16 protein-coding genes and 1 tRNA gene are annotated in these 18,047 nt (G+C 60.2%); 5 read left to right on the forward strand and 12 right to left on the reverse strand.

What is annotated here, in order from left to right:
- Positions 1–401: 401 nt before the first annotated feature.
- Both J5278_RS05145 and J5278_RS05150 read right to left on the reverse strand, forming a co-directional pair.
- Entirely contained in the window at positions 402–1,829 is a 1,428-nt protein-coding gene (locus J5278_RS05145; RefSeq protein WP_209184901.1) for a mannose-1-phosphate guanylyltransferase/mannose-6-phosphate isomerase, read from the reverse strand.
- Positions 1,830–2,089: 260 nt separating this feature from the next.
- The gene (locus J5278_RS05150; protein ID WP_209184986.1) at positions 2,090–3,163 is read right to left on the reverse strand and encodes a DUF475 domain-containing protein; all 1,074 of its coding nucleotides are present in this window, start codon (positions 3,161–3,163) and stop codon (positions 2,090–2,092) included.
- Positions 3,164–3,539: 376 nt separating this feature from the next.
- On the opposite strand from J5278_RS05150, the gene J5278_RS05155 reads away from it, so the two are divergent.
- The gene (locus J5278_RS05155) at positions 3,540–3,746 is read left to right on the forward strand and encodes a hypothetical protein (protein WP_209184900.1); all 207 of its coding nucleotides are present in this window, start codon (positions 3,540–3,542) and stop codon (positions 3,744–3,746) included.
- A gap of 55 nt (positions 3,747–3,801) precedes the next feature.
- Here the strand turns inward: J5278_RS05155 and J5278_RS05160 are convergent, their stop codons facing one another.
- Positions 3,802–4,275, reverse strand: coding sequence for a hypothetical protein (locus tag J5278_RS05160; protein WP_209184899.1), 474 nt, complete (start codon positions 4,273–4,275; stop codon positions 3,802–3,804).
- 215 nt (positions 4,276–4,490) lie between these two features.
- Here J5278_RS05160 and J5278_RS05165 point away from each other — a divergent pair, with 215 nt between their 5' ends.
- On the forward strand, positions 4,491–4,886 hold the full coding sequence (locus J5278_RS05165) for a hypothetical protein (protein ID WP_209184898.1): 396 nt from the start codon (positions 4,491–4,493) through the stop codon (positions 4,884–4,886).
- Between the two features lie 57 nt (positions 4,887–4,943).
- Here J5278_RS05165 and J5278_RS05170 read toward each other — a convergent pair whose 3' ends face one another.
- Both J5278_RS05170 and J5278_RS05175 read right to left on the reverse strand, forming a co-directional pair.
- The gene (locus tag J5278_RS05170; RefSeq protein WP_209184897.1) at positions 4,944–5,159 is read right to left on the reverse strand and encodes a hypothetical protein; all 216 of its coding nucleotides are present in this window, start codon (positions 5,157–5,159) and stop codon (positions 4,944–4,946) included.
- A gap of 11 nt (positions 5,160–5,170) precedes the next feature.
- Positions 5,171–5,413 carry a hypothetical protein gene (locus tag J5278_RS05175; protein ID WP_142832548.1) on the reverse strand — a complete coding sequence of 81 codons (243 nt, stop codon included), beginning with the start codon at positions 5,411–5,413 and terminating at the stop codon, positions 5,171–5,173.
- Positions 5,414–5,767: 354 nt separating this feature from the next.
- Between J5278_RS05175 and J5278_RS05180 the strand changes: the two genes are divergently transcribed.
- A complete protein-coding gene (locus J5278_RS05180) occupies positions 5,768–6,079 on the forward strand; it encodes a hypothetical protein (protein ID WP_142832549.1) in 312 nt (103 codons plus the stop codon).
- A gap of 51 nt (positions 6,080–6,130) precedes the next feature.
- Here J5278_RS05180 and J5278_RS05185 read toward each other — a convergent pair whose 3' ends face one another.
- The 6 genes from J5278_RS05185 to cpdR1 form a co-directional block, all read right to left on the reverse strand.
- Complete coding sequence (locus J5278_RS05185) at positions 6,131–6,379, reverse strand: hypothetical protein (protein ID WP_111222036.1); 249 nt, start codon at positions 6,377–6,379, stop codon at positions 6,131–6,133.
- A 152-nt stretch (positions 6,380–6,531) separates the two neighbouring features.
- Complete coding sequence (locus tag J5278_RS05190) at positions 6,532–7,308, reverse strand: hypothetical protein (protein ID WP_142832550.1); 777 nt, start codon at positions 7,306–7,308, stop codon at positions 6,532–6,534.
- 115 nt (positions 7,309–7,423) lie between these two features.
- Entirely contained in the window at positions 7,424–9,472 is a 2,049-nt protein-coding gene (locus tag J5278_RS05195; RefSeq protein WP_209184896.1) for a glycosyl transferase, read from the reverse strand.
- A gap of 215 nt (positions 9,473–9,687) precedes the next feature.
- A complete protein-coding gene (locus J5278_RS05200) occupies positions 9,688–13,692 on the reverse strand; it encodes an S-layer family protein (RefSeq protein WP_209184895.1) in 4,005 nt (1,334 codons plus the stop codon).
- Between the two features lie 692 nt (positions 13,693–14,384).
- Positions 14,385–14,459: transfer RNA gene (locus J5278_RS05205), tRNA-Val, on the reverse strand.
- Between the two features lie 83 nt (positions 14,460–14,542).
- Positions 14,543–14,905 (reverse strand): response regulator CpdR1, encoded by a 363-nt coding sequence (cpdR1, locus tag J5278_RS05210; protein WP_111162680.1) that lies wholly within the window; start codon positions 14,903–14,905, stop codon positions 14,543–14,545.
- A 183-nt stretch (positions 14,906–15,088) separates the two neighbouring features.
- On the opposite strand from cpdR1, the gene J5278_RS05215 reads away from it, so the two are divergent.
- Complete coding sequence (locus tag J5278_RS05215) at positions 15,089–15,973, forward strand: N-formylglutamate amidohydrolase (RefSeq protein WP_209184894.1); 885 nt, start codon at positions 15,089–15,091, stop codon at positions 15,971–15,973.
- A gap of 243 nt (positions 15,974–16,216) precedes the next feature.
- Complete coding sequence (hisN, locus tag J5278_RS05220) at positions 16,217–16,990, forward strand: histidinol-phosphatase (protein WP_209184893.1); 774 nt, start codon at positions 16,217–16,219, stop codon at positions 16,988–16,990.
- Between the two features lie 7 nt (positions 16,991–16,997).
- On the opposite strand, the gene J5278_RS05225 is transcribed toward hisN, so the two are convergent.
- Positions 16,998–17,975, reverse strand: a complete 978-nt coding sequence (locus tag J5278_RS05225) for an alpha/beta fold hydrolase (RefSeq protein WP_257623388.1) — start codon at positions 17,973–17,975, stop codon at positions 16,998–17,000.
- Positions 17,976–18,047: the final 72 nt, after the last annotated feature.

Raw genomic sequence — 18,047 nt, forward strand, 5'->3', positions numbered from 1 at the left:
CAGCTATTCCCGAGGGGATAGTGTGCAATGCAACGACAGAAAGCAAGGCGCTTTACCGACCGTGTCCACATCCTGGCGCTAAAGCGCCAATAGCGGGCCTTTGCCCGCCGTCAGACGGCTGCCAAACTTCAAGAAGCTTTGTTTGACGAGGGCGATACCCCACTCGCCGTGATCCTCGCCCTTGTGGCGGGTGGCCAGAGATACGACGTCTGTCGGGTCAAAGACTCCTTCAGCTCAAGGACTTGAGCTGACTGGATCCCCGCCACAAGGGCGAGGAAGAGGGGGAGTGAGGGCGAGGAGGATGGGAGGAGAGTTTGGCAACCGGTTACAGGTCACTCGGGAATTTGCAGTAGTCTGACGGCGGGCTGTCGCCCGCCGCTGGTCCGTTGCAGACGTATGCCTCAGGTGCGGCCGAATTCGTCGTTGAGGCGGATGATGTCGTCCTCGCCGAAATAGGAGCCGGTCTGCACCTCGATGAGCTCCAGCAGGATCTTGCCCGGATTGGCCATGCGGTGGACTTCGCCGAGCGGGATGTAGACGGACTCGTTCTCGCGCACGACCTGCACCTTGTCGCCGATGGTGACTTCGGCCGTTCCCTTGACGACGATCCAGTGCTCGGAGCGGTGATGGTGTTTCTGCAGCGACAGCTTCTTGCCGGGCGTCACGAAGATGCGCTTCACCTGGAAGCGGTCGCTCTTGATCAGCGACGTGTAGCCGCCCCAGGGGCGATAGGACGTGGGATGGGTTTCGGTGAGTGTCGCGGTCTTCTTGTGGCCGGCCAGCAGCTTGACCAGCTTGCCGACGTCCTGGCTGTCCTTCAGATGTCCGACATAGACGGCATCTTCGGATGCGATGACGGCGACGTTCTCGAGACCCTGCACGGCAAGATGAGTACCGTGGGTCATGACGAGAGAGTTTTTGGTGTTGACCAGCGTCGTGTTGCCGGCCGACACGTTGCCGTTCTCGTCCTGCTTGCCGACCTTCCAAACCGAATCCCAGCTGCCGAGGTCCGACCACAGGAAGGACGAGGGGACAACGGCGGCGTTCGACGTCTTTTCCATGACGGCATAGTCGATGGATATGTCGGGGCTCTTGGAAAAGGCCTCGCTGTCCAGACGGGTAAAGTCGAGATCGCGAACGCCCTTGGCAAGGGCTTCCTTGGCCGCCTTGACCACGGCCGGTGCAAATTCGGTCAGCTCCGCCAGCAGCGGCGTCACCGGAAAAACGAAGATGCCGGAATTCCAGTAAAAGCCGCCGGCAGCGAGCATCGCTTCGGCCTTGTCGGCGGGTGGCTTCTCGATGAAGCGTTTGACCGCATGGGCGCCAGAGGCCAGCGACTTTCCGACTTCGATATAACCGTAGCCGGTGGCAGGCTCGGTCGGGGTGATGCCGAAGGTGACCAGCTTGCCTTCCGCCGCCGTGGCACGGGCGATGCGGATGCAATCGAAATAGGTGGCGTCTGCCGTGATCTCGTGGTCGGAGGCCAGAACCTGGATGATGGTGTCGTTGCCGAAAAGATCGTTGGCGAGCGTTGCGGCGGCGGCGACGGCGGGGGCTGTGTTGCGGGCAACCGGTTCGAGCAACACGGCTGCAAGTTCGATGCCGAGTTCGCGGGCCTGCTCGGCCACGAGGAAACGGAACTCCTCATTGGTGACGACGATGGCCGCTTCGTAAAGGTCCCTGTCGGAAACGCGCGACAGGGTGTTCTGAAACAGTGTCTGGTCTCCCACGAACTGGATAAACTGCTTTGGCGCCGTGGCGCGCGACAGCGGCCACAATCGAGTTCCCTTGCCACCGGCCATGATGACCGGGACGATTTTTGCTGCCATGAATTCGATCCTCTTTAAAACTTGTCGTCGATGAATTTCTGCAGGCGAGGCCGCCCTGGCCGCCCTGCAAAACTCCTGCAAGGTCGTCTAACGCAAATCTCTGCGGCCCTTTTTAGCCGCCAAAAGCAGCGTGATTCTACCGGGTATTTCTGTTTCTCCAACCGTTCGTTTTGAAATATGTCATTAAATCAAAGGCAAGGTTAAGGCAGTTTGCGATCTCGGCATAGTCCGACCTGCGCAAAACCTTGCTTCGATCCGTCTCAGGGCGTTTCGTCTGGACGCAGGCTCGTCGAGTGTGCGCTATTCTCGTGACGCTTGTTATAGCGCACCGAAGACCAGAAAGAGAGGCCGATCAGGGCCGCGCCGCCGAGGCCGGTCACTACCTCAGGGATGTGAACCAACGTCTGGACGAACATAATGACCGCCAGGATGAGGATGGCATAGAAGGCACCGTGTTCGAGGTACCGGTATTCGGCAAGTGTGCCTTTCTCGACCAGCATGATGGTCATGGAGCGGACGTACATCGCGCCGATGCCGAGGCCGATGGCGATGACGAACAGGTTCTGGGTCAGTGCGAATGCGCCGATGACGCCGTCGAAGGAGAAGCTGGCATCGAGCACCTCGAGGTAGATGAAGGCGCCGACGCCGCCTCGGGCAGCCTCGCTCATGGTCCGCTGCGATGCATCGAGCAGGCCGCCGAGCACTTCGACGAGCAGGAATGTCAGCAGGCCGTAGATGGCTGCGTAGAGGAAGCGAGTGGCATCGTCGCCATCGAGAAGCGCGGCAAAACCCAGCATCGTGATCAGCACGATCGAGATCTCGACGCCCTTGATGGTGGCAAACCGCGCCATGGCCTTTTCAAGAAAAGCGATCCAGTGGACGTCTTTCTCGTTGTTGAAGAAATAGGTCAGTCCGACCATCATCAGGAAGCTGCCGCCGAAGGCTGCGATCGGCAGATGGGCTGTCTTCATGATGCTGGCATATTGTTCGGGTTCGACCGCCGCCATGCGCAGCGCTTCCCATGGGCCGATCTCGCCGGCGACGGCAACGATCGCCAGCGGGAAGACGATCCGCATGCCGAAGACGGCAATCAGGATGCCCCATGTCAGGAACCGCTGCTGCCAGACAGGCGTCATCTGTTTCAGCTTGTTGGCATTGACGATGGCATTGTCGAAGGAGAGCGAGATTTCCAGGACGGCAAGCACGACGCAGATGAAAAACACGGTGGCCATGCCACCCAGCGTTCCCGTCATTTTCCAGCCGAGAAATCCGCCGCCGATCAACCCGACGACGGTAACGATAATGGCCCATCTGAAATAGGACAGGACCGGCATGCCCGATCCCTGGCCAGTCCCTGAGCCTGATGTTGGGCGCGTCATGGGCGCACCTGTGGGGCAGGGGACGCGGGAAGGCGAAATGCGGGTAGACGTCGCGTGCCTTCGACGGCATGCGAGAAAAGCATGGTCAGCTTGTTCATGGGGATAAATCCGCCGGCTTGTCTGCAGGCGGTACCGACATCACGAGAGCGCCGTAAAAACTCTCGCCAGAGGGGCCCGGCACCAGTGTTATCCGCGGCAGATGTCCTTGATCCGCAGAGCCTCATAGGTAAGGAGATTGCCGTCGTGGTCAAGAGCGGAGCGGGAACCAAATCAACAGGTCGACGTTGAACCTCAGGTTGCATCCCGCAACCGGATTGCGGAGGAGGCAGTCATGGAGCATATCACTCAACAGACAGGAACGAAATTCGACGCGGTGCAGCCACGAAAATTCGGCCGACCCAACGCCTTGCGGAAGGCTCAGGTCCTGCCGCCACACCAAGTGGACCTCACCCTGTCGTCGGCGCCGCGCGACGATCTCCGCGTGCCGGCAACGATAAGCGGTGCCGTGATGTCGAAGCGGATCGACCGGCAAGGCTAAAGCAGCGTTTCTCGATAACTGGCCCACTGGCGCCGGCTAACTGGCGCCGCGAAAGCTACTTCTTTGCAGGTGTGTCGCCACCGGTGCGGAAGCTGCCAGTGAACTTCGAGTCCTTCGATTCCGCCGAGCATTCGATCGCCACTTCCTTACCGCTGTAAGGATTTCCGAAGGTGCAGGTTCCCGCGGCCTTGACCTGGCCGGTCATGGTCGTGCCGGCGCCGGAAACGACCATGTTCAGCGCCAGGCGGACGTTGCCGTTCGATGCGGCCTTGATCGTCTTGCCATCGCCGGCGAAGCCCAGCATCTTGCCCTCGGATGTGAAGATGAAGGTCACGGTGCCGTTAGGGGCGGTGACGCTTGCAAGCTCGTTCTTGCACTTCTTCGTAGCGTCGAGCTTGCCGACCACCAGCTTGGCACATTTGCCTTTAAGCACGATGGCGCCGGGCCCGCCGGGAAAGGTCTGCGCCGAGGCAGCGCCTGCCGTAAGAGCGATCAGGGTCGTTACCAGTGCCAGGCTTGTCGTCCGCATTCAAAAGTCTCCGATTTTCAACTTGTAGCGTCGTCCGGCATCAGGCCGACCACGATGCATACGCCCAGCCATATGGTGCAAGGGCAGTTTCTTTAAAGGCAGGCACATGAATGGAAAATGAAGGCGTTGCTCCAGACCCGTTCATTCCGCTCAGATTAAAGGGTATCATCGCTCGACGCGGTTCGCCGCGGGTCGGGATCAATGAGGAGGGGACCATGAAAACGAGAATTTCGACGGCCATTTTGGCCGCAATGCTGATGGGGGGCACAGTTGTTTCCTTGCCGCCGGTGGCCGCAGCGCAGGACGTCCAGTTTGAAATCGGACGCCACCGTCCCCCACCGCCGGATTACCAGCAGGACGACGAGGATGCTCCGCAGCCGGAATATGGCTACCATCGTCCGCGCCCTGACTATGATCGTCCTCCGCCGCGCGACTATGGAAGGCGCGGATGCGATCCTCGTCAGGCCGTCGCCATGGCCAGTCGCAACGGGCTTCGGCACGCCCACGTCGTTGACGTCTCTCCGCGTCGGATAACGGTAGATGGCTTCACCCGTCGCGGGCCGGACGAGATGGTTTTCGGCAACGTGCGCGGGTGCCCAAGCCTCGATTGATGTTTTTCCGGCATGTGCGCTCCAAGGCGCGCATGCCGTTTTGGCACGACTGCGGTTCTAGCCGCCTGCGCCGCCTGACGCGTCATCCATAAATTCCGGGTACTGCACAGTTTGCTGCGTGTCTTCGGGTTGTGCCGTCCCGTCGTCGCCAATGTAATCATGGGCGCCGAGCCATTCAGCGAGTATTTTCGAGACGGCTGCATCACGACCTAGCCCATGGTCTGCCATATACCGCGCAAGGGCCTCGTCGATATCTTTGGGCAAAGTGGTCATCGCGGCGTCTCTCAATCGAATTCCGGGATCTGGCCATGCTGGTAGAGGATGATCGTCGGGCCTTCCTCGCCAACGGCAGGGTTTGCCTCGCGGCTCCATGCCACCACGCCTGCGTGATCGTTGATGAGCGTCTGTGCAGCGTAGACAGCTGATTCTTCCGTTTCCATCTGTCGCGGGCCGAAGGCTGGTTCGAGCCTGCCATCCGCATCGCGGTCAAAGGCTGTCACGACGATCATCTTGCGAAATCCCGGCATTGGCTTTCCTCGCGTACGCGGCTCGATTATGACAGCGGCAGTCACTGCAAGGGCAACGCGTCGGTACGGGCGGATGTTCCGTTGTCACACAGGCTTCAAATATTTCGTCGAAAACGGTGCTCGGTTGGCGTTTTAAAACCAGCCCATTAGACGCGCGGACCCTATGAGGCTGCCGGCGATCGACAGCAGAGCCATGATGATGATGACGGAAAAGACGATGGCGCGTGACATGGACAACTCCTTAACCCCGGCTTAGTAACATCAGGCGCCGGCCGCCTGCAATGGAACAAAAGAGCGCGGTCAGCATTCCGAACCGGGCAATCGTGCCGTTCGGTCGTGACAGAGAGAGCCATCATGAAGATTATGCTTGGATTGGGACTTGCCTTAAGTCTTGCTTGCGTTTCGGCCGCTGCAAGCCCGGGCGAATATCAGTACTATTTTGGCGGTCCCGTCGACCAGACCCCAACCCTTGCGGCAAAATTCGACAGGGCGTCGGACTATTGCGCAGTTGAAGCCAGCCGGCCCGACCGCGGCTCCAGCGATGTGCACAGCTACATCCATACGGTCGCCATGCGGAATTGCCTTGCCCGTTACAATTTCATCGACCGCGGTGTCTATTCCGCACTGCCGATCACGCTCGGGCTGGACCACTTCATCGATAGATAAGCTGTGCGCCGCTCGATAAAGCGATGAGAGTGGCTACAACGTCAACCTGGTTCAGGCGGTGCCACCGCCTGCGCCTCCGCTCTTTTCGATCGCGGATACCATTTCACGGGTGCTGTCGGCCAGGAGATCGGCGTTTTCATGGGCTGCAGCGTCGTCCATGCCCGACTGCAGACCGATGCTGACCCAGCTTTCGTGTAGACCGTTGATATAGTCGTCCCGATCTTCCGCATCGATCTCAAGCACGTGCATTGCGGCCGTGCGGACGAATTCGGTCATGGCCTGGTCCAGGTCAGCTGTCATATTATTCCTCGATCTGATGTAACAGCTATTTGGCGACCTGGTGACGATCGTCAAGCGCATGCGTTACATTTGTCGAGTAACCGGACCTCCAAACGCGTCGCCAGCCAGAGCCGGCGGCGGCGCGTTTTGCGCCGACTTTGCAGTCCAGATTATTATATTTTCGACGGCTGGTTTTTCGGCAGGATGAAATCTACGCCCAGCATATGCAGCCACATCCGCTCGAGAATGTAGCCGTGGGCAACGACGCCCGCAGTTGAGAAATCGATTGCCAGTCTCAGCGAGATCGGCGGAATAGCCGCCACGCGCGCATTCCGGGCAGCGAAGATGGCGCCATAGGAAAAGACGCCGAGCGAGTGGCGGTCGGCTTTTTCGGCGATGTGATCGAGTTTGCAATGCCTGAGGAAGTGGGCTGCGATATTGCCGCCGTCCGGAAGGCCGTGGAGGATGCGATAGACCATGCCCATGCCATTGGCGCCCGCATCGACGAATTCGGGAGCGCCCCAGGCCGTTAGTGAAAAACGCTCCGGCCGTACGCGCAACCGTCCACCAAGCTGGGCCTGATAGTCGTCCAGCAGGGCTATCGGCGGAATATTGTTCTCGGCGATCCAGCACCACGACAAGGGCTGCACATCATCCCAGTCGCGCCAGTTCTTTAGAAGCTCGATGAAGTCGGGGCTATGGGCGTGCGGGTCCGCCTGCGCATAGACGGTGAAGTCCTGGTCGTTGCCCACCTGCGTCATCATGTGATGAAGGTAGGTCTCCGATTCGCGACCGACATTCGGTCGATCGATGATGCGGAAGGCGCGATCGAGCACCTCGGGCGCGACGATCTTCTCGCCCTTGTTGTAGATGATGATGTCGAAATCATCCGGGATTTGATGAATCCAGTCGAGGGATTCGTTGTATCGTGCCAAAATCACGGAATTCACGAGCGATGCCTCCTCTAAGCCTCTCGATCACGCGCTCTGGACGAGAGTGTAGTTCAATGACGGGGCGCCAGGTGTCGAGGGAGGGGGGCCGGCGGTGCGCCTCTCCTGATAGTTGCTACTCGGCGGGCTCGGTCCACAAACGGCGATCGAACGGAATGGGTGTGTTCGCGTTCAACTGGCCGAGCTTTTCGAGGTATCGGTTGCGGTAGGCGATCTCGTCCTCGAACTCGACGTCGGTCAGGACAATGTCGGCGCCGATCTCGTAGTAGATTTCGAGGTTGCGCATATCCGGCACGGGAGTTTCGCCGCGTTCGGCTTCGTCCTGCATCTCCCAGAACAATTGCTCGAGACGGCGTGCAAGGCCGGGGATGTCGCGCAGCACGCTCGTTTCGCGCTGGCTCTGCAGCCTGTCCCTGACATCCTGCAGGCTTTTCCGATCATGCGCGAAGGCTATCGCCTGGCGGACATACTCGTCCGGGCCGCCGCAGATCAGTTCGGGCAACCCGGCTGCGGCGACGATGCTGCCGCAGAAGCGCGAGGCAAATGTCTTGCCTGAGACGGTGAGGATCGGCAGTCCGACGGTAATGGCATCGGCTGCTGTAGAATGGGCACCGTAAGGGAAGGTATCGAGGAACAGGTCCGCCAGTCCGATACGCGCGAGGTGCTTGGGATTGGGCGCTTTTGCTGCGAAGATGATGCGGTCGGCATCGACGCCTCTTTTCGCGGCTATTTCGCGAAGCCGCTGGTTGACCGTGTCGTCGTCGGCAAGCAGCCAAAGCACGCTGCCGGGCGTTTCCGACAGTATCGTCATCCAGCGGTCGAAACAGTTGGCGGTGATCTTCTGCATGCCGTTGAAGCAGGCATAGACGAAGGCATCCTCGGGCAGGCCGGCCTCTGCGCGGGTCGGGCGCGCGTCGATCTGGCGCTTTCGGTCGATAGGCTGGTTGCAGGCGATACGCAGCACTTTTTCCGTATAGTAGATCTCGTTCGCGGGCGGAATGATGTGCTCGTCGGCGATGATATACTGGTGGAACGGGCTGGCCAGCGAGCCGGGATAGCCGCAGAAATTGACGACGACCGGGGCCGGGCGATAGGCGAAAATCTTGGTGCGTGCGAGCTTGGTGTAGCCGTTGACGTCGATCAAGATGTCGATCTTGTCCTTGGCGATGAGCTTTGCGGCATCTGCGTCGCTCATTTCGGCGATATCGCGCCAGCAATCGACAGCGTTCCTGATGCGCTCCTGCGTTGCATCGTTGGTGCGCCGGTCGCCGCAATAGTAGGCGAAGACCTCGACGCTGCTCTTGTCATGCAACTCCAGCACTTCTCTGAGGGCAAAGCCGACTGCGTGGTCGCGCAGGTCCGACGAGACATAGCCGACGCGCAGACGCTGGCCGGTTCCTGTTTTGTGGCGCGGAACGGTGTTGGCAGTGGCCTCGTCGAGATCGGGCTGCCCGATCAGCGACTTGTTGTAGCGATGCGCCTTGGCAAGCTGGAACAGCGGGTCGTCGGCGTAGCAGCCGAGCGTCAGGGGGGAGACGGCATCCAGCAACTGGCGAAGCGAGACATGCTCCGAAGGGACCAGCACCGGCCACTTGCATTGGCGCTGACGTAGCGATGTCCAATGCTGGCCTGCGTCGGTCTTTTCGGGCTGAAGCTCCATGGCCTGCCACAGAACCTTTTCCGCTTCCTCCATCCTGCCGGCACCTTCCAGCACGCGGCCGATGTGCTTGAGGGTCATCAGCCGATGGCCGAGACGGTCGGCCGTGATATCGGAAGTGATCTCGGCGTAGGAACGCCACTGCTCGACGGCAGGGTTTATCAGTCCGCTGTCCTCGAGGACGCGGCCAAGGTTGATATGCGCCGGGCCGAACTGCGGATCGAGCTTGAGGCAGGCGCGAAAGGCATTGATTGCGCCCGCCCGATCGCCCATCACGTTCGCCGCGACCGCATAGTTGAAATAGGCGAGATGCAGCAGCGGATTGCCGTCGTTATAGGCGATCCAGCCCTTGTAGAGTTCGACGGCCTGGGACTGGTGCCCGCCGTTGCTAAGGATAGTTGCGATGTTGAACAGATCGCCGAGAGCAAGCTGTCGTTGCCGCGCCTTCTCGAGCGCATTAGTGAGCAGGGGGAGCTGAGCCGTGGCCGATGCGACATTGATGGTCATGACGATCCTACGAAGATGCGGCCTGGCGGCCATCGTTTGAGCCGGCGCACAAGGCGCTTTCGTCTTGCTACCTAGACTAGCTTGCGTCGGGCTGGCGCTCGCCTTTGCCGGAGCCTTGAAGGGAATTTGCAGCCGACATTACAAAAGAAGACGCCGCGCAATTTCTTGCGCGGCGTCCTGGTCTTGTCGGGGCGGCCTGCGCCGCGCCGTTTGGATTACACTGCGTTGTAGGCGGCGATGACCGCGTCAACCTGCGTGGTGGTCAGCGACTGGACCTGAGCCGTGGTGAGGGCGGACAGCTTGGCGGAGCTCAGCGCCGCGATGTCGTCCGTCGACAGGCCGGCCAGCGCCTTGGTGCTGATGGCCGCCAGTCCAGAGCTTGTCAGGGCTGCGATGTCGTCCGTCGACATCACTGCGATGTCTTCAGAGCCGAAGGCCGCGATCTGCTTGCTGCTGAGCTGCGAGACTTCCGTTGAGGTCAGTGCTTCGACTTGTTCGGTTGTCAGGGCGGCGATCTGAGTGGAGCTCAGGGCGCCGAGCTGAGTGCTGTTGAGCAGAGCGATGTCTGCGGTTGAGAGGGCCGCGATCTGCTTGGTCGTCAAAGCCGCGATCTGCGTGCTCTTCAGGCCAAGCGTCTGATCTGTCGTCAAGGCAGCGATCTGGTCGGTGCCGAGGGCTGCAATCTGGCCACTCGTCAGGGCACCGATCTTGTCGGAGCTGAGGAGGGCAAGATTTTCGCTGGCAAGACCGGTGATCGCCTTAGCGGTGATGGCGGCCAGCGAACCGGTCGAGAGGGCGAGGATATCGTCCGAGGAGAGGGCTGCGATATCGTTCGATTCCAGCGCTGCGATCTGCTTGCTGCTGAGGGCGGCGACTTCTGTCGTCGTGAGGGCAGCGAGCTGGTCGGAGGTCAGGGCGCCAACCTGGGCTGTGGTGAGCGCGCCGATCTGGCTGGTCGTCAGAAGAGCGATATCACCGGTAGAAAGTGCGACGATCTGCTTGGTCGAGAGAGCGGCGATCTGCGTGCTCTTCAGGCCAGGGGTTTGGTCGGTGGTCAGCGCTGCGATCTGGTCTGTGCTGAGGGCAGCGACCTGGCTGCTCGTCAGCGAACCGATCTTGTCGGAGCTGAGGAGGGCGAGATTGCCGCTGGAGAGACCGGCGATAGCCTTGGTGCTGATAGCAGCCAGGGCGCCGCTGGTCAGAGCCAGGATGTTATCCGAGGAGAGGGCGGCGACGTCGTTCGATTCCAGCGCTGCGACCTGTTTGCTGCTGAGGGCGGCGACTTCTGTCGTCGTCAGGGCACCAAGCTGGTCGGAGGTGAGGGCGCCGACCTGAGCCGAGGTCAGGGCACCGATCTGGCTGGTGGTGAGGAGAGCGATGTCACCGGTGGAAAGGGCAACGATCTGCTTGGTCGAAAGGGCTGCGATCTGCGAGCTCTTCAGGCCCGGCGTCTGGTCGGTGGTCAGCGCTGCGATCTGGTCGGTGCTGAGGGCTGCCATCTGACCGCTCGTCAGGGCACCGATTTTGTCGGAGCTGAGCAGGGCAAGGTTCTCGCTGGAAAGGCCAGCAATGGCCTTGGTTGTGATCGAAGCCAGGGCACCGGTCGACAGGGAGAGGATATCGTCCGAGGAGAGGGCTGCGATGTCGTTCGATTCCAGGGCGGCGATCTGCTTGCTGCTGAGGGCGGAAACTTCCGTCGTTGTCAGGGCGGCGAGCTGGTCGGAGGTCAGAGCGCCAACCTGGGCTGTGGTGAGCGCGCCGATCTGGCTGGTCGTCAGCAGGGCGATATCACCGGTGGAAAGTGCGACGATCTGCTTGGTCGAGAGGGCTGCGATCTGCGAGCTCTTCAGGCCAGGGGTCTGGTCGGTGGTGAGCGCTGCGATCTGGTCGGTGCTGAGGGCTGCCATCTGGCCGCTCGTCAGGGCACCGATCTTGTCGGAGCTGAGCAGGGCGAGGTTGCCGCTGGCAAGACCGGCAATGGCCTTGGTGGTGATGGCAGCAAGTGCGCCGCTGGAGAGGGCAAGGATGTTATCCGAGGAGAGGGCTGCGACGTCGTTCGATTCCAGAGCTGCGACCTGTTTGCTGCTGAGGGCGGCGACTTCTGTCGTCGTCAGGGCACCAAGCTGGTCGGAGGTGAGGGCGCCGACCTGAGCCGAGGTCAGGGCACCGATCTGGCTGGTGGTGAGGAGAGCGATATCACCGGTGGAAAGTGCGACGATCTGCTTGGTCGAGAGGGCTGCGATCTGCGAGCTCTTCAGGCCAGGGGTCTGGTCGGTGGTCAGGGCAGCGATCTGGTCTGTGCTGAGGGCTGCCATCTGACCGCTCGTCAGGGCACCGATCTTGTCGGAGCTGAGCAGGGCGAGGTTGGCGCTGGCAAGACCGGCAATGGCCTTGGTGGTGATCGAAGCCAGGGCACCGGTCGACAGGGAGAGGATATCGTCCGAGGAGAGGGCCGCGATGTCGCTGGAGTCCAGGGCGGCGATCTGCTTGCTGCTGAGGGCGGAAACTTCCGTCGTCGTGAGGGCGGCGAGCTGGTCGGAGGTCAGGGCGCCAACCTGGGCTGTGGTGAGCGCGCCGATCTGGCTGGTGGTGAGGAGAGCGATATCACCGGTGGAGAGTGCGACGATCTGCTTGGTGGAGAGAGCGGCGATTTGCGAGCTCTTCAGGCCAGGGGTCTGGTCGGTGGTCAGGGCAGCGATCTGGTCGGTGCTTAGGGCTGCCATCTGGCCGCTCGTCAGGGCACCGATTTTGTCGGAGCTGAGCAGGGCGAGGTTGGCGCTGGCAAGACCGGAAATGGCCTTGGTAGTGATGGCAGCAAGTGCGCCACTGGAAAGGGCAAGGATGTTGTCAGAGGAGAGGGCTGCGACGTCGTTCGATTCCAGCGCTGCGACCTGTTTGCTGCTTAGGGCGGCGACTTCTGTCGTCGTCAGGGCACCAAGCTGGTCGGAGGTGAGGGCGCCGACCTGAGCCGATGTCAGGGCACCGATCTGGCTGGTTGTCAGGAGAGCGATGTCACCGGTGGAGAGTGCGACGATCTGCTTGGTCGAGAGGGCTGCGATCTGCGAGCTCTTCAGGCCCGGCGTCTGGTCGGTGGTCAGCGCTGCGATCTGGTCGGTGCTGAGGGCCGCCATCTGACCGCTCGTCAGGGCACCGATCTTGTCGGAGCTCAGGAGAGCGAGGTTGGCGCTGGCAAGACCGGCAATGGCCTTGGTGGTGATAGCAGCGAGAGAGCCAGTCGAGAGGGCGAGGATATCGTCGGAAGAGAGGGCCGCGATGTCGCTGGAGTCCAGGGCGGCGATCTGCTTGCTGCTGAGGGCGGAAACTTCCGTTGTCGTCAGGGCGGCGAGCTGGTCGGAGGTCAGAGCGCCAACCTGGGCTGTGGTGAGCGCGCCGATCTGGCTGGTGGTGAGGAGAGCGATATCACCGGTGGAGAGTGCGACGATCTGCTTGGTGGAGAGAGCGGCGATTTGCGAGCTCTTCAGGCCAGGGGTCTGGTCGGTGGTCAGGGCAGCGATCTGGTCGGTGCTTAGGGCTGCCATCTGGCCGCTCGTCAGGGCACCGATCTTGTCGGAGCTGAGCAGGGCGAGATTGGCGCTGGACAGGCCGGCGAGAGCCTTGGTGGTGATGGCAGCAAGTGCGCCGCTGGAGAGGGCCAGGATGTTATCCGACGAGAGTGCTGCGATGTCATTCGATTCGAGGGCTGCGATCTGCTTTGTGCTCAGCGCGGCGACTTCGGTCGTCGTCAGGGCACCAAGCTGGTCGGAGGTGAGGGCGCCGACCTGGGCGGTCGTCATTGCGCTGATCTGGCCGGTCGAGAGCAGAGCGACGTCATCGGTGGTCAGAGCCGAGATCTTCGTGCCGAGTGCCGCAATCTGCCCGTAGGTCAGCGCGACGGCGTTGCTGGTGGTTAGATCGGCGACCTGCTGGGTTGTCAGCGCGGCGATCGCGGTCGAGCTCAGTCCGGCTTCCTGCACGGAGGAGAGAATGCCGAGCTGGGCGGCGCTAAGGCCGACGACGGCAGCTGCCGAAATGCTGCCCAGCTGCGTCGAGCTGAAGGCCTGCATGTCGTCTGTGGTGATGGCGCCGAGCTGGGTGGAGCTCAAGGCCTTGATCTGGGTCGAGTTCAGCGCTGCGATGTCGGCGGTTTTCAGGCTCGCTATCGTGGCTGTGGAAAGATTCTGGATCTGCGTGGCTGATAAGGAAGAAATGATGGAAGTCATGGAAACGTGCCCCTCGGGTTAACGGAATGCAAGACATCGTTCTCCCACCGTCTAACAGGCGTGATTGCCGTCATGAGCATCAGCCATCGGGATTCGTCAGGAGAAATAGATGTTACGCAGAACATGGCTCGTATAAGCCAACACGTTAGGAGAGCATCATGCGTCAAAAGCCGTTACAGCTCTGATCCCCACGCCACGGAATAAAACACTACGCAATAGCAGCAGTGCCAATCCGGAATCTGTTTTCACACAATCGAAGGCACTGATTCTTCATTAGCAGTGCCGCGATATACAACTATGTATTGGAGAACTTGTAAATTTTCATTTAACGGCCGGAATAACCCGGCTTTAGCACTTTCAAATGCGCTATTGATTCGCTCTAGATCTCTATAATTGAAATTAGTCAATTACAATCTTAACTCGGAGAAAGCATAGAGTTTATTCTTATACTTGGAGATGGTTAGTGTGCGATGATTTTTCCGATCCTGATCTGCAATACATCCCTGAGTAGCTGTTTTGTTAAGCATATCTCTTTTCAATAAATGACGAGCGGCATCAGGCTTTGAGAAGGCCACGCGCGAAACTGAACCGGGGAGATGCGAGGCGAAGGGGGCCGGGGAGGCAGGGGCCATGCAGCCTATGGCCCAACGACAAAGGGCTCAGCGATCTCTCGCTAAGCCCTTGAAAAAGGATGGTGGGCGTAACAGGGATTGAACCTGTGACCCCTACGATGTCAACGTAGTGCTCTCCCGCTGAGCTATACGCCCATCCGATGGCGGCGCATAGATCAAAAAACCTGGGGGCCGTCAATGGCCTTTTTTAAGTTTTCTGATCCAGCCGCCGAGATTGCCTATGCGGCAAGCAGTTTGTTGACCTCATCCACCAGTTCGCGCAGGTGGAAAGGCTTGGAAAGCACCTTGGCATCCTTTGGCGCTTTCGAATCGGGGTTGAGGGCGACTGCGGCAAAGCCGGTGATGAACATCACCTTGAGGTCCGGATCGAGTTCGGTGGCGCGGCGCGCCAGTTCGATTCCGTCCATTTCCGGCATGACAATATCGGTCAGCAGCAACGAAAATGGTTCCTCGCGCAGCCGATCGTAGGCGCTGGCGCCATTGTCAAAGGACGATACCTTGTAGCCGGCCTTTTCAAGGGCCTTCACCAGGAAACGACGCATGTCGTTGTCGTCTTCGGCAAGCAAAATCTTCTGAGTCATTATTGGACCGTCAATCACTATCTTCTCTCGCGGCTAATAAGCCGTTCACGTTAGTCGCGGTCCGTAAACAAGCGATGAATGCGGCGCCGACGGTCACATTGAAGTTCATACATACTATGGACTTGGTGGTGCGCAACTGGCAACATACACCTGCGAAAAGTTCTTGACATGGTAAAGACGTGGATGCCCGCAGACGTAGGAAGTTTCGAGATTTTCGAGATACTCGAACCGGTGTCGCAGACCATCCCCTTTGTCTACTCGTCGCCCCATAGTGGTCGCATCTATCCTCCTGAGTTCATTGCGCAATCACGACTACAGGGTGTTGCCATCCGGCGCTCGGAGGACCACTATGTCGACGAGCTTTTCTCGGCCGCAAGCGCACTCGGTGCGCCGCTGTTGATAGCCAATTTTCCCCGCGCCTATATCGACGTCAATCGCGAACCTTACGAGCTCGACCCGCGCATGTTCGAGGGTGCGCTGCCGTCCTATGCCAATATCAATTCGGTTCGGGTTGCCGGCGGGCTCGGAACCATTCCGCGAATCGTTGCCGAAAACATGGAAATCTATGCGAGCCGGGTGCCGGTGGCCGATGCGCTCCACCGGATCGAGACGATCTACAAGCCTTACCACGCGGCCCTGCGCCGCCTGATGGCCCGCACCCACCTGGAATTCGGCTTCGGTGTGCTGGTCGACTGCCACTCGATGCCCGGCAATATTCGTGTCGCCGGCAGCCACGCGCGTCCAGATTTCATCATCGGCGATCGCTACGGAACGAGTGCGTCTGCCGATCTCTCCCATGCGGCGATGGATATTCTCGATGGCCTCGGGTTTCATGCGGTGCGCAACAAGCCGTACGCCGGCGGGTTTATCACCGAGCACTACGGCCGGCCTTCGCGTGGTCTGCATGCGCTCCAGGTCGAGGTCAACCGGGCGCTGTACGTCGATGAGATGACCCTGGAAAAGCGCAGCGATTTCGGCCTGATGACGGGTGCTATCACGGCCTTCATCAGGCAGATGGCGGAGCACGTTGCACGATATGGCAACGACCGCGCGCTGGCGGCCGAGTAGTCCCGCTCGTTAACAATCAGGTCAAAAAAAACCGCCCGAAGGCGGCTAAGTCTAGGGAGGAAACACCCAAGGAGGGTATTTACAGTCAGAAGACTGTAGATCCTGTCTAATATTGCGATGCACAATTGTCAAGCATATTTTGAAGTGCCTATTTTAAAGGCGAGGCGATAGTTGGACGGGACGCGTTTGCATCGTCAAATTTAATGTCTATGAAAAGCCTCTCGCATCGATCGGATATTTGCCATGCTCCCTGACCGCGCCTTCTTTTTCGAGCTCGCCGACGCTGCCAAGGCAGAGACACTTCCCCGCTTTCGCGCCGGCATCGATGTCGTCAACAAGGAAGCCGTCGGATTCGATCCGGTAACCGAAGGCGACCGAGCAGCCGAACTGGCGATCCGTGCGCTGATCACGGACAGGTTTCCCGACCATGGGATTCTCGGCGAGGAATACGGCAATGTCGGCCTCGACCGCGAGCATGTGTGGGTCATCGATCCCATCGACGGGACCCGCGCCTTCATCTCCGGTGTGCCCGTATGGGGAACGCTGATCGGACTTTACCGCAATGGCCGCGCTATCATGGGGCTTGTCGACCAGCCCTTTACCGGCGAGCGTTATTTTGCAGACGGCAGCCGGTCGAGCTACACCGGCCCGGGCGGCGACAGGCAATTGCAGGTCCGTGATTGCGGCAGTCTGTCGAAAGCGATCCTGTTCACGACCTCGCCGCACCTTTTCGCCGGTATCGAGATGGAAAAATACCGCGAGATCGAGCAGCAGGTGCGACTGTTCCGCTACGGCACCGACTGCTACGCCTATGCGCTGCTGGCGGCCGGCCATGTCGACCTGGTGGTCGAGAATGTCCTCAAGCCCTACGACGTCGGCGGCATCATTCCCGTCATCGAGCAGGCAGGCGGCATCATCACCACCTGGGAAGGCGGTCGCCCCGAACAGGGCGGCTCGATCATCGCAGCCGGCAGCCGAGCGGTCCACGAAGAGGCGTTGAGGATACTGGCGCCCTGATCAAACTTCAAAGCCCCGAGCCAACCGGGTCGGTGTTAGCTTCGGCGTCGCTTCCTGGGATGAAGGCGTGGATCGCTGCCATTGCGGCGGCGCGGTAGACATCTTTTTCTTGGAATACCTCGTGCCTTGCGCCTGCGATCGGCACTAGCTGGGCTGCGCGGAAGGAGCGCGAGAGCCGTTCCTGTTCGGCATAGGGGATGATGCCGTCGCGGGTGGGTGCCAGCAGCAAAGTCGGGATGGCTATAGAGAACAGGTGCTCGGGCTGCGAGACACGGTCTATCGTTTGAAAGGCCTGCTGTAGCCAGCGTGCGGAGGGTGGACCGAGCACGAGGTCGGGGCGGGCCGCTGCAATGGCGCTGTTGCGGTCGTAACGTTGCTCGTCCGATGTCAGCAGGTTTGTGGCAAAGGGCCTTTCCTTGGATTTTCGATTGAGCGGGATGCTGCCGAGGCCGACCGCGCAGGCGGCGCTCGCCATGAACCGGATCACGCGCGGCGATGCGCTCTGGCCGGTGAGGCCGACAAAAGGTGCGCTTAGCACCATGCGCTCGATGCGGCCCGTCAGTCGCGGTGCTGCGGAAAGTGCGATCAGTGCGCCGGTCGAGTGGGCGACGAGATAGAACGGCAGGCGCGTGTCCGGAAGCACCACGTGCTCCATGAAGTCCTCAAGGTCGTGCTCATAATCCGAGAAGCGCCGCACATGGCCGCGGCTTGGATGCTTTATCAGCCGACCGGAGCCACCCTGGCCGCGCAGGTCGAAAGTTGCGACCCAAAGGCCGCGATCCGTCAGCTCGCGGATGGTTTCGAAATATTTCTCGATAAACTCGTTGCGGCCATGCAGCAGGATGACCGTACCCTTGGCCACGGCATGACTGCTGCGGAAAATGGCATAGCGCAGCTTGTGGCCGTCATGGGTGGTGAAATAGCCCTCGGTCCTGTTGTCTGGAACAGGGTTGTCGGGGGTCGAAAAGAGAATTGATTCCGTCACAGCTGAAAGGGCCTCGCTCAAGCCGCCAAACATAACGCATGGATTGTCGCATAAGTATAACTGCGAGCGGAA

Source organism: Rhizobium sp. B21/90, assembly GCF_019355815.1.
GTDB classification, from domain to species: Bacteria; Pseudomonadota; Alphaproteobacteria; order Rhizobiales; family Rhizobiaceae; genus Rhizobium; species Rhizobium rhododendri.

Coding starts and splice junctions, on each gene's coding strand:
- J5278_RS05145 (WP_209184901.1), bottom strand. CDS start 1,829: ATGGCAGCAAAAATCGTCCCGGTCATCATGGCCGGTGGCAAGGGAACT.
- J5278_RS05150 (WP_209184986.1), bottom strand. CDS start 3,163: ATGCCGGTCCTGTCCTATTTCAGATGGGCCATTATCGTTACCGTCGTC.
- J5278_RS05155 (WP_209184900.1), top strand. CDS start 3,540: ATGGAGCATATCACTCAACAGACAGGAACGAAATTCGACGCGGTGCAG.
- J5278_RS05160 (WP_209184899.1), bottom strand. CDS start 4,275: ATGCGGACGACAAGCCTGGCACTGGTAACGACCCTGATCGCTCTTACG.
- J5278_RS05165 (WP_209184898.1), top strand. CDS start 4,491: ATGAAAACGAGAATTTCGACGGCCATTTTGGCCGCAATGCTGATGGGG.
- J5278_RS05170 (WP_209184897.1), bottom strand. CDS start 5,159: ATGACCACTTTGCCCAAAGATATCGACGAGGCCCTTGCGCGGTATATG.
- J5278_RS05175 (WP_142832548.1), bottom strand. CDS start 5,413: ATGCCGGGATTTCGCAAGATGATCGTCGTGACAGCCTTTGACCGCGAT.
- J5278_RS05180 (WP_142832549.1), top strand. CDS start 5,768: ATGAAGATTATGCTTGGATTGGGACTTGCCTTAAGTCTTGCTTGCGTT.
- J5278_RS05185 (WP_111222036.1), bottom strand. CDS start 6,379: ATGACAGCTGACCTGGACCAGGCCATGACCGAATTCGTCCGCACGGCC.
- J5278_RS05195 (WP_209184896.1), bottom strand. CDS start 9,472: ATGACCATCAATGTCGCATCGGCCACGGCTCAGCTCCCCCTGCTCACT.
- J5278_RS05200 (WP_209184895.1), bottom strand. CDS start 13,692: ATGACTTCCATCATTTCTTCCTTATCAGCCACGCAGATCCAGAATCTT.
- cpdR1 (WP_111162680.1), bottom strand. CDS start 14,905: ATGACTCAGAAGATTTTGCTTGCCGAAGACGACAACGACATGCGTCGT.
- J5278_RS05215 (WP_209184894.1), top strand. CDS start 15,089: ATGCCCGCAGACGTAGGAAGTTTCGAGATTTTCGAGATACTCGAACCG.
- hisN (WP_209184893.1), top strand. CDS start 16,217: ATGCTCCCTGACCGCGCCTTCTTTTTCGAGCTCGCCGACGCTGCCAAG.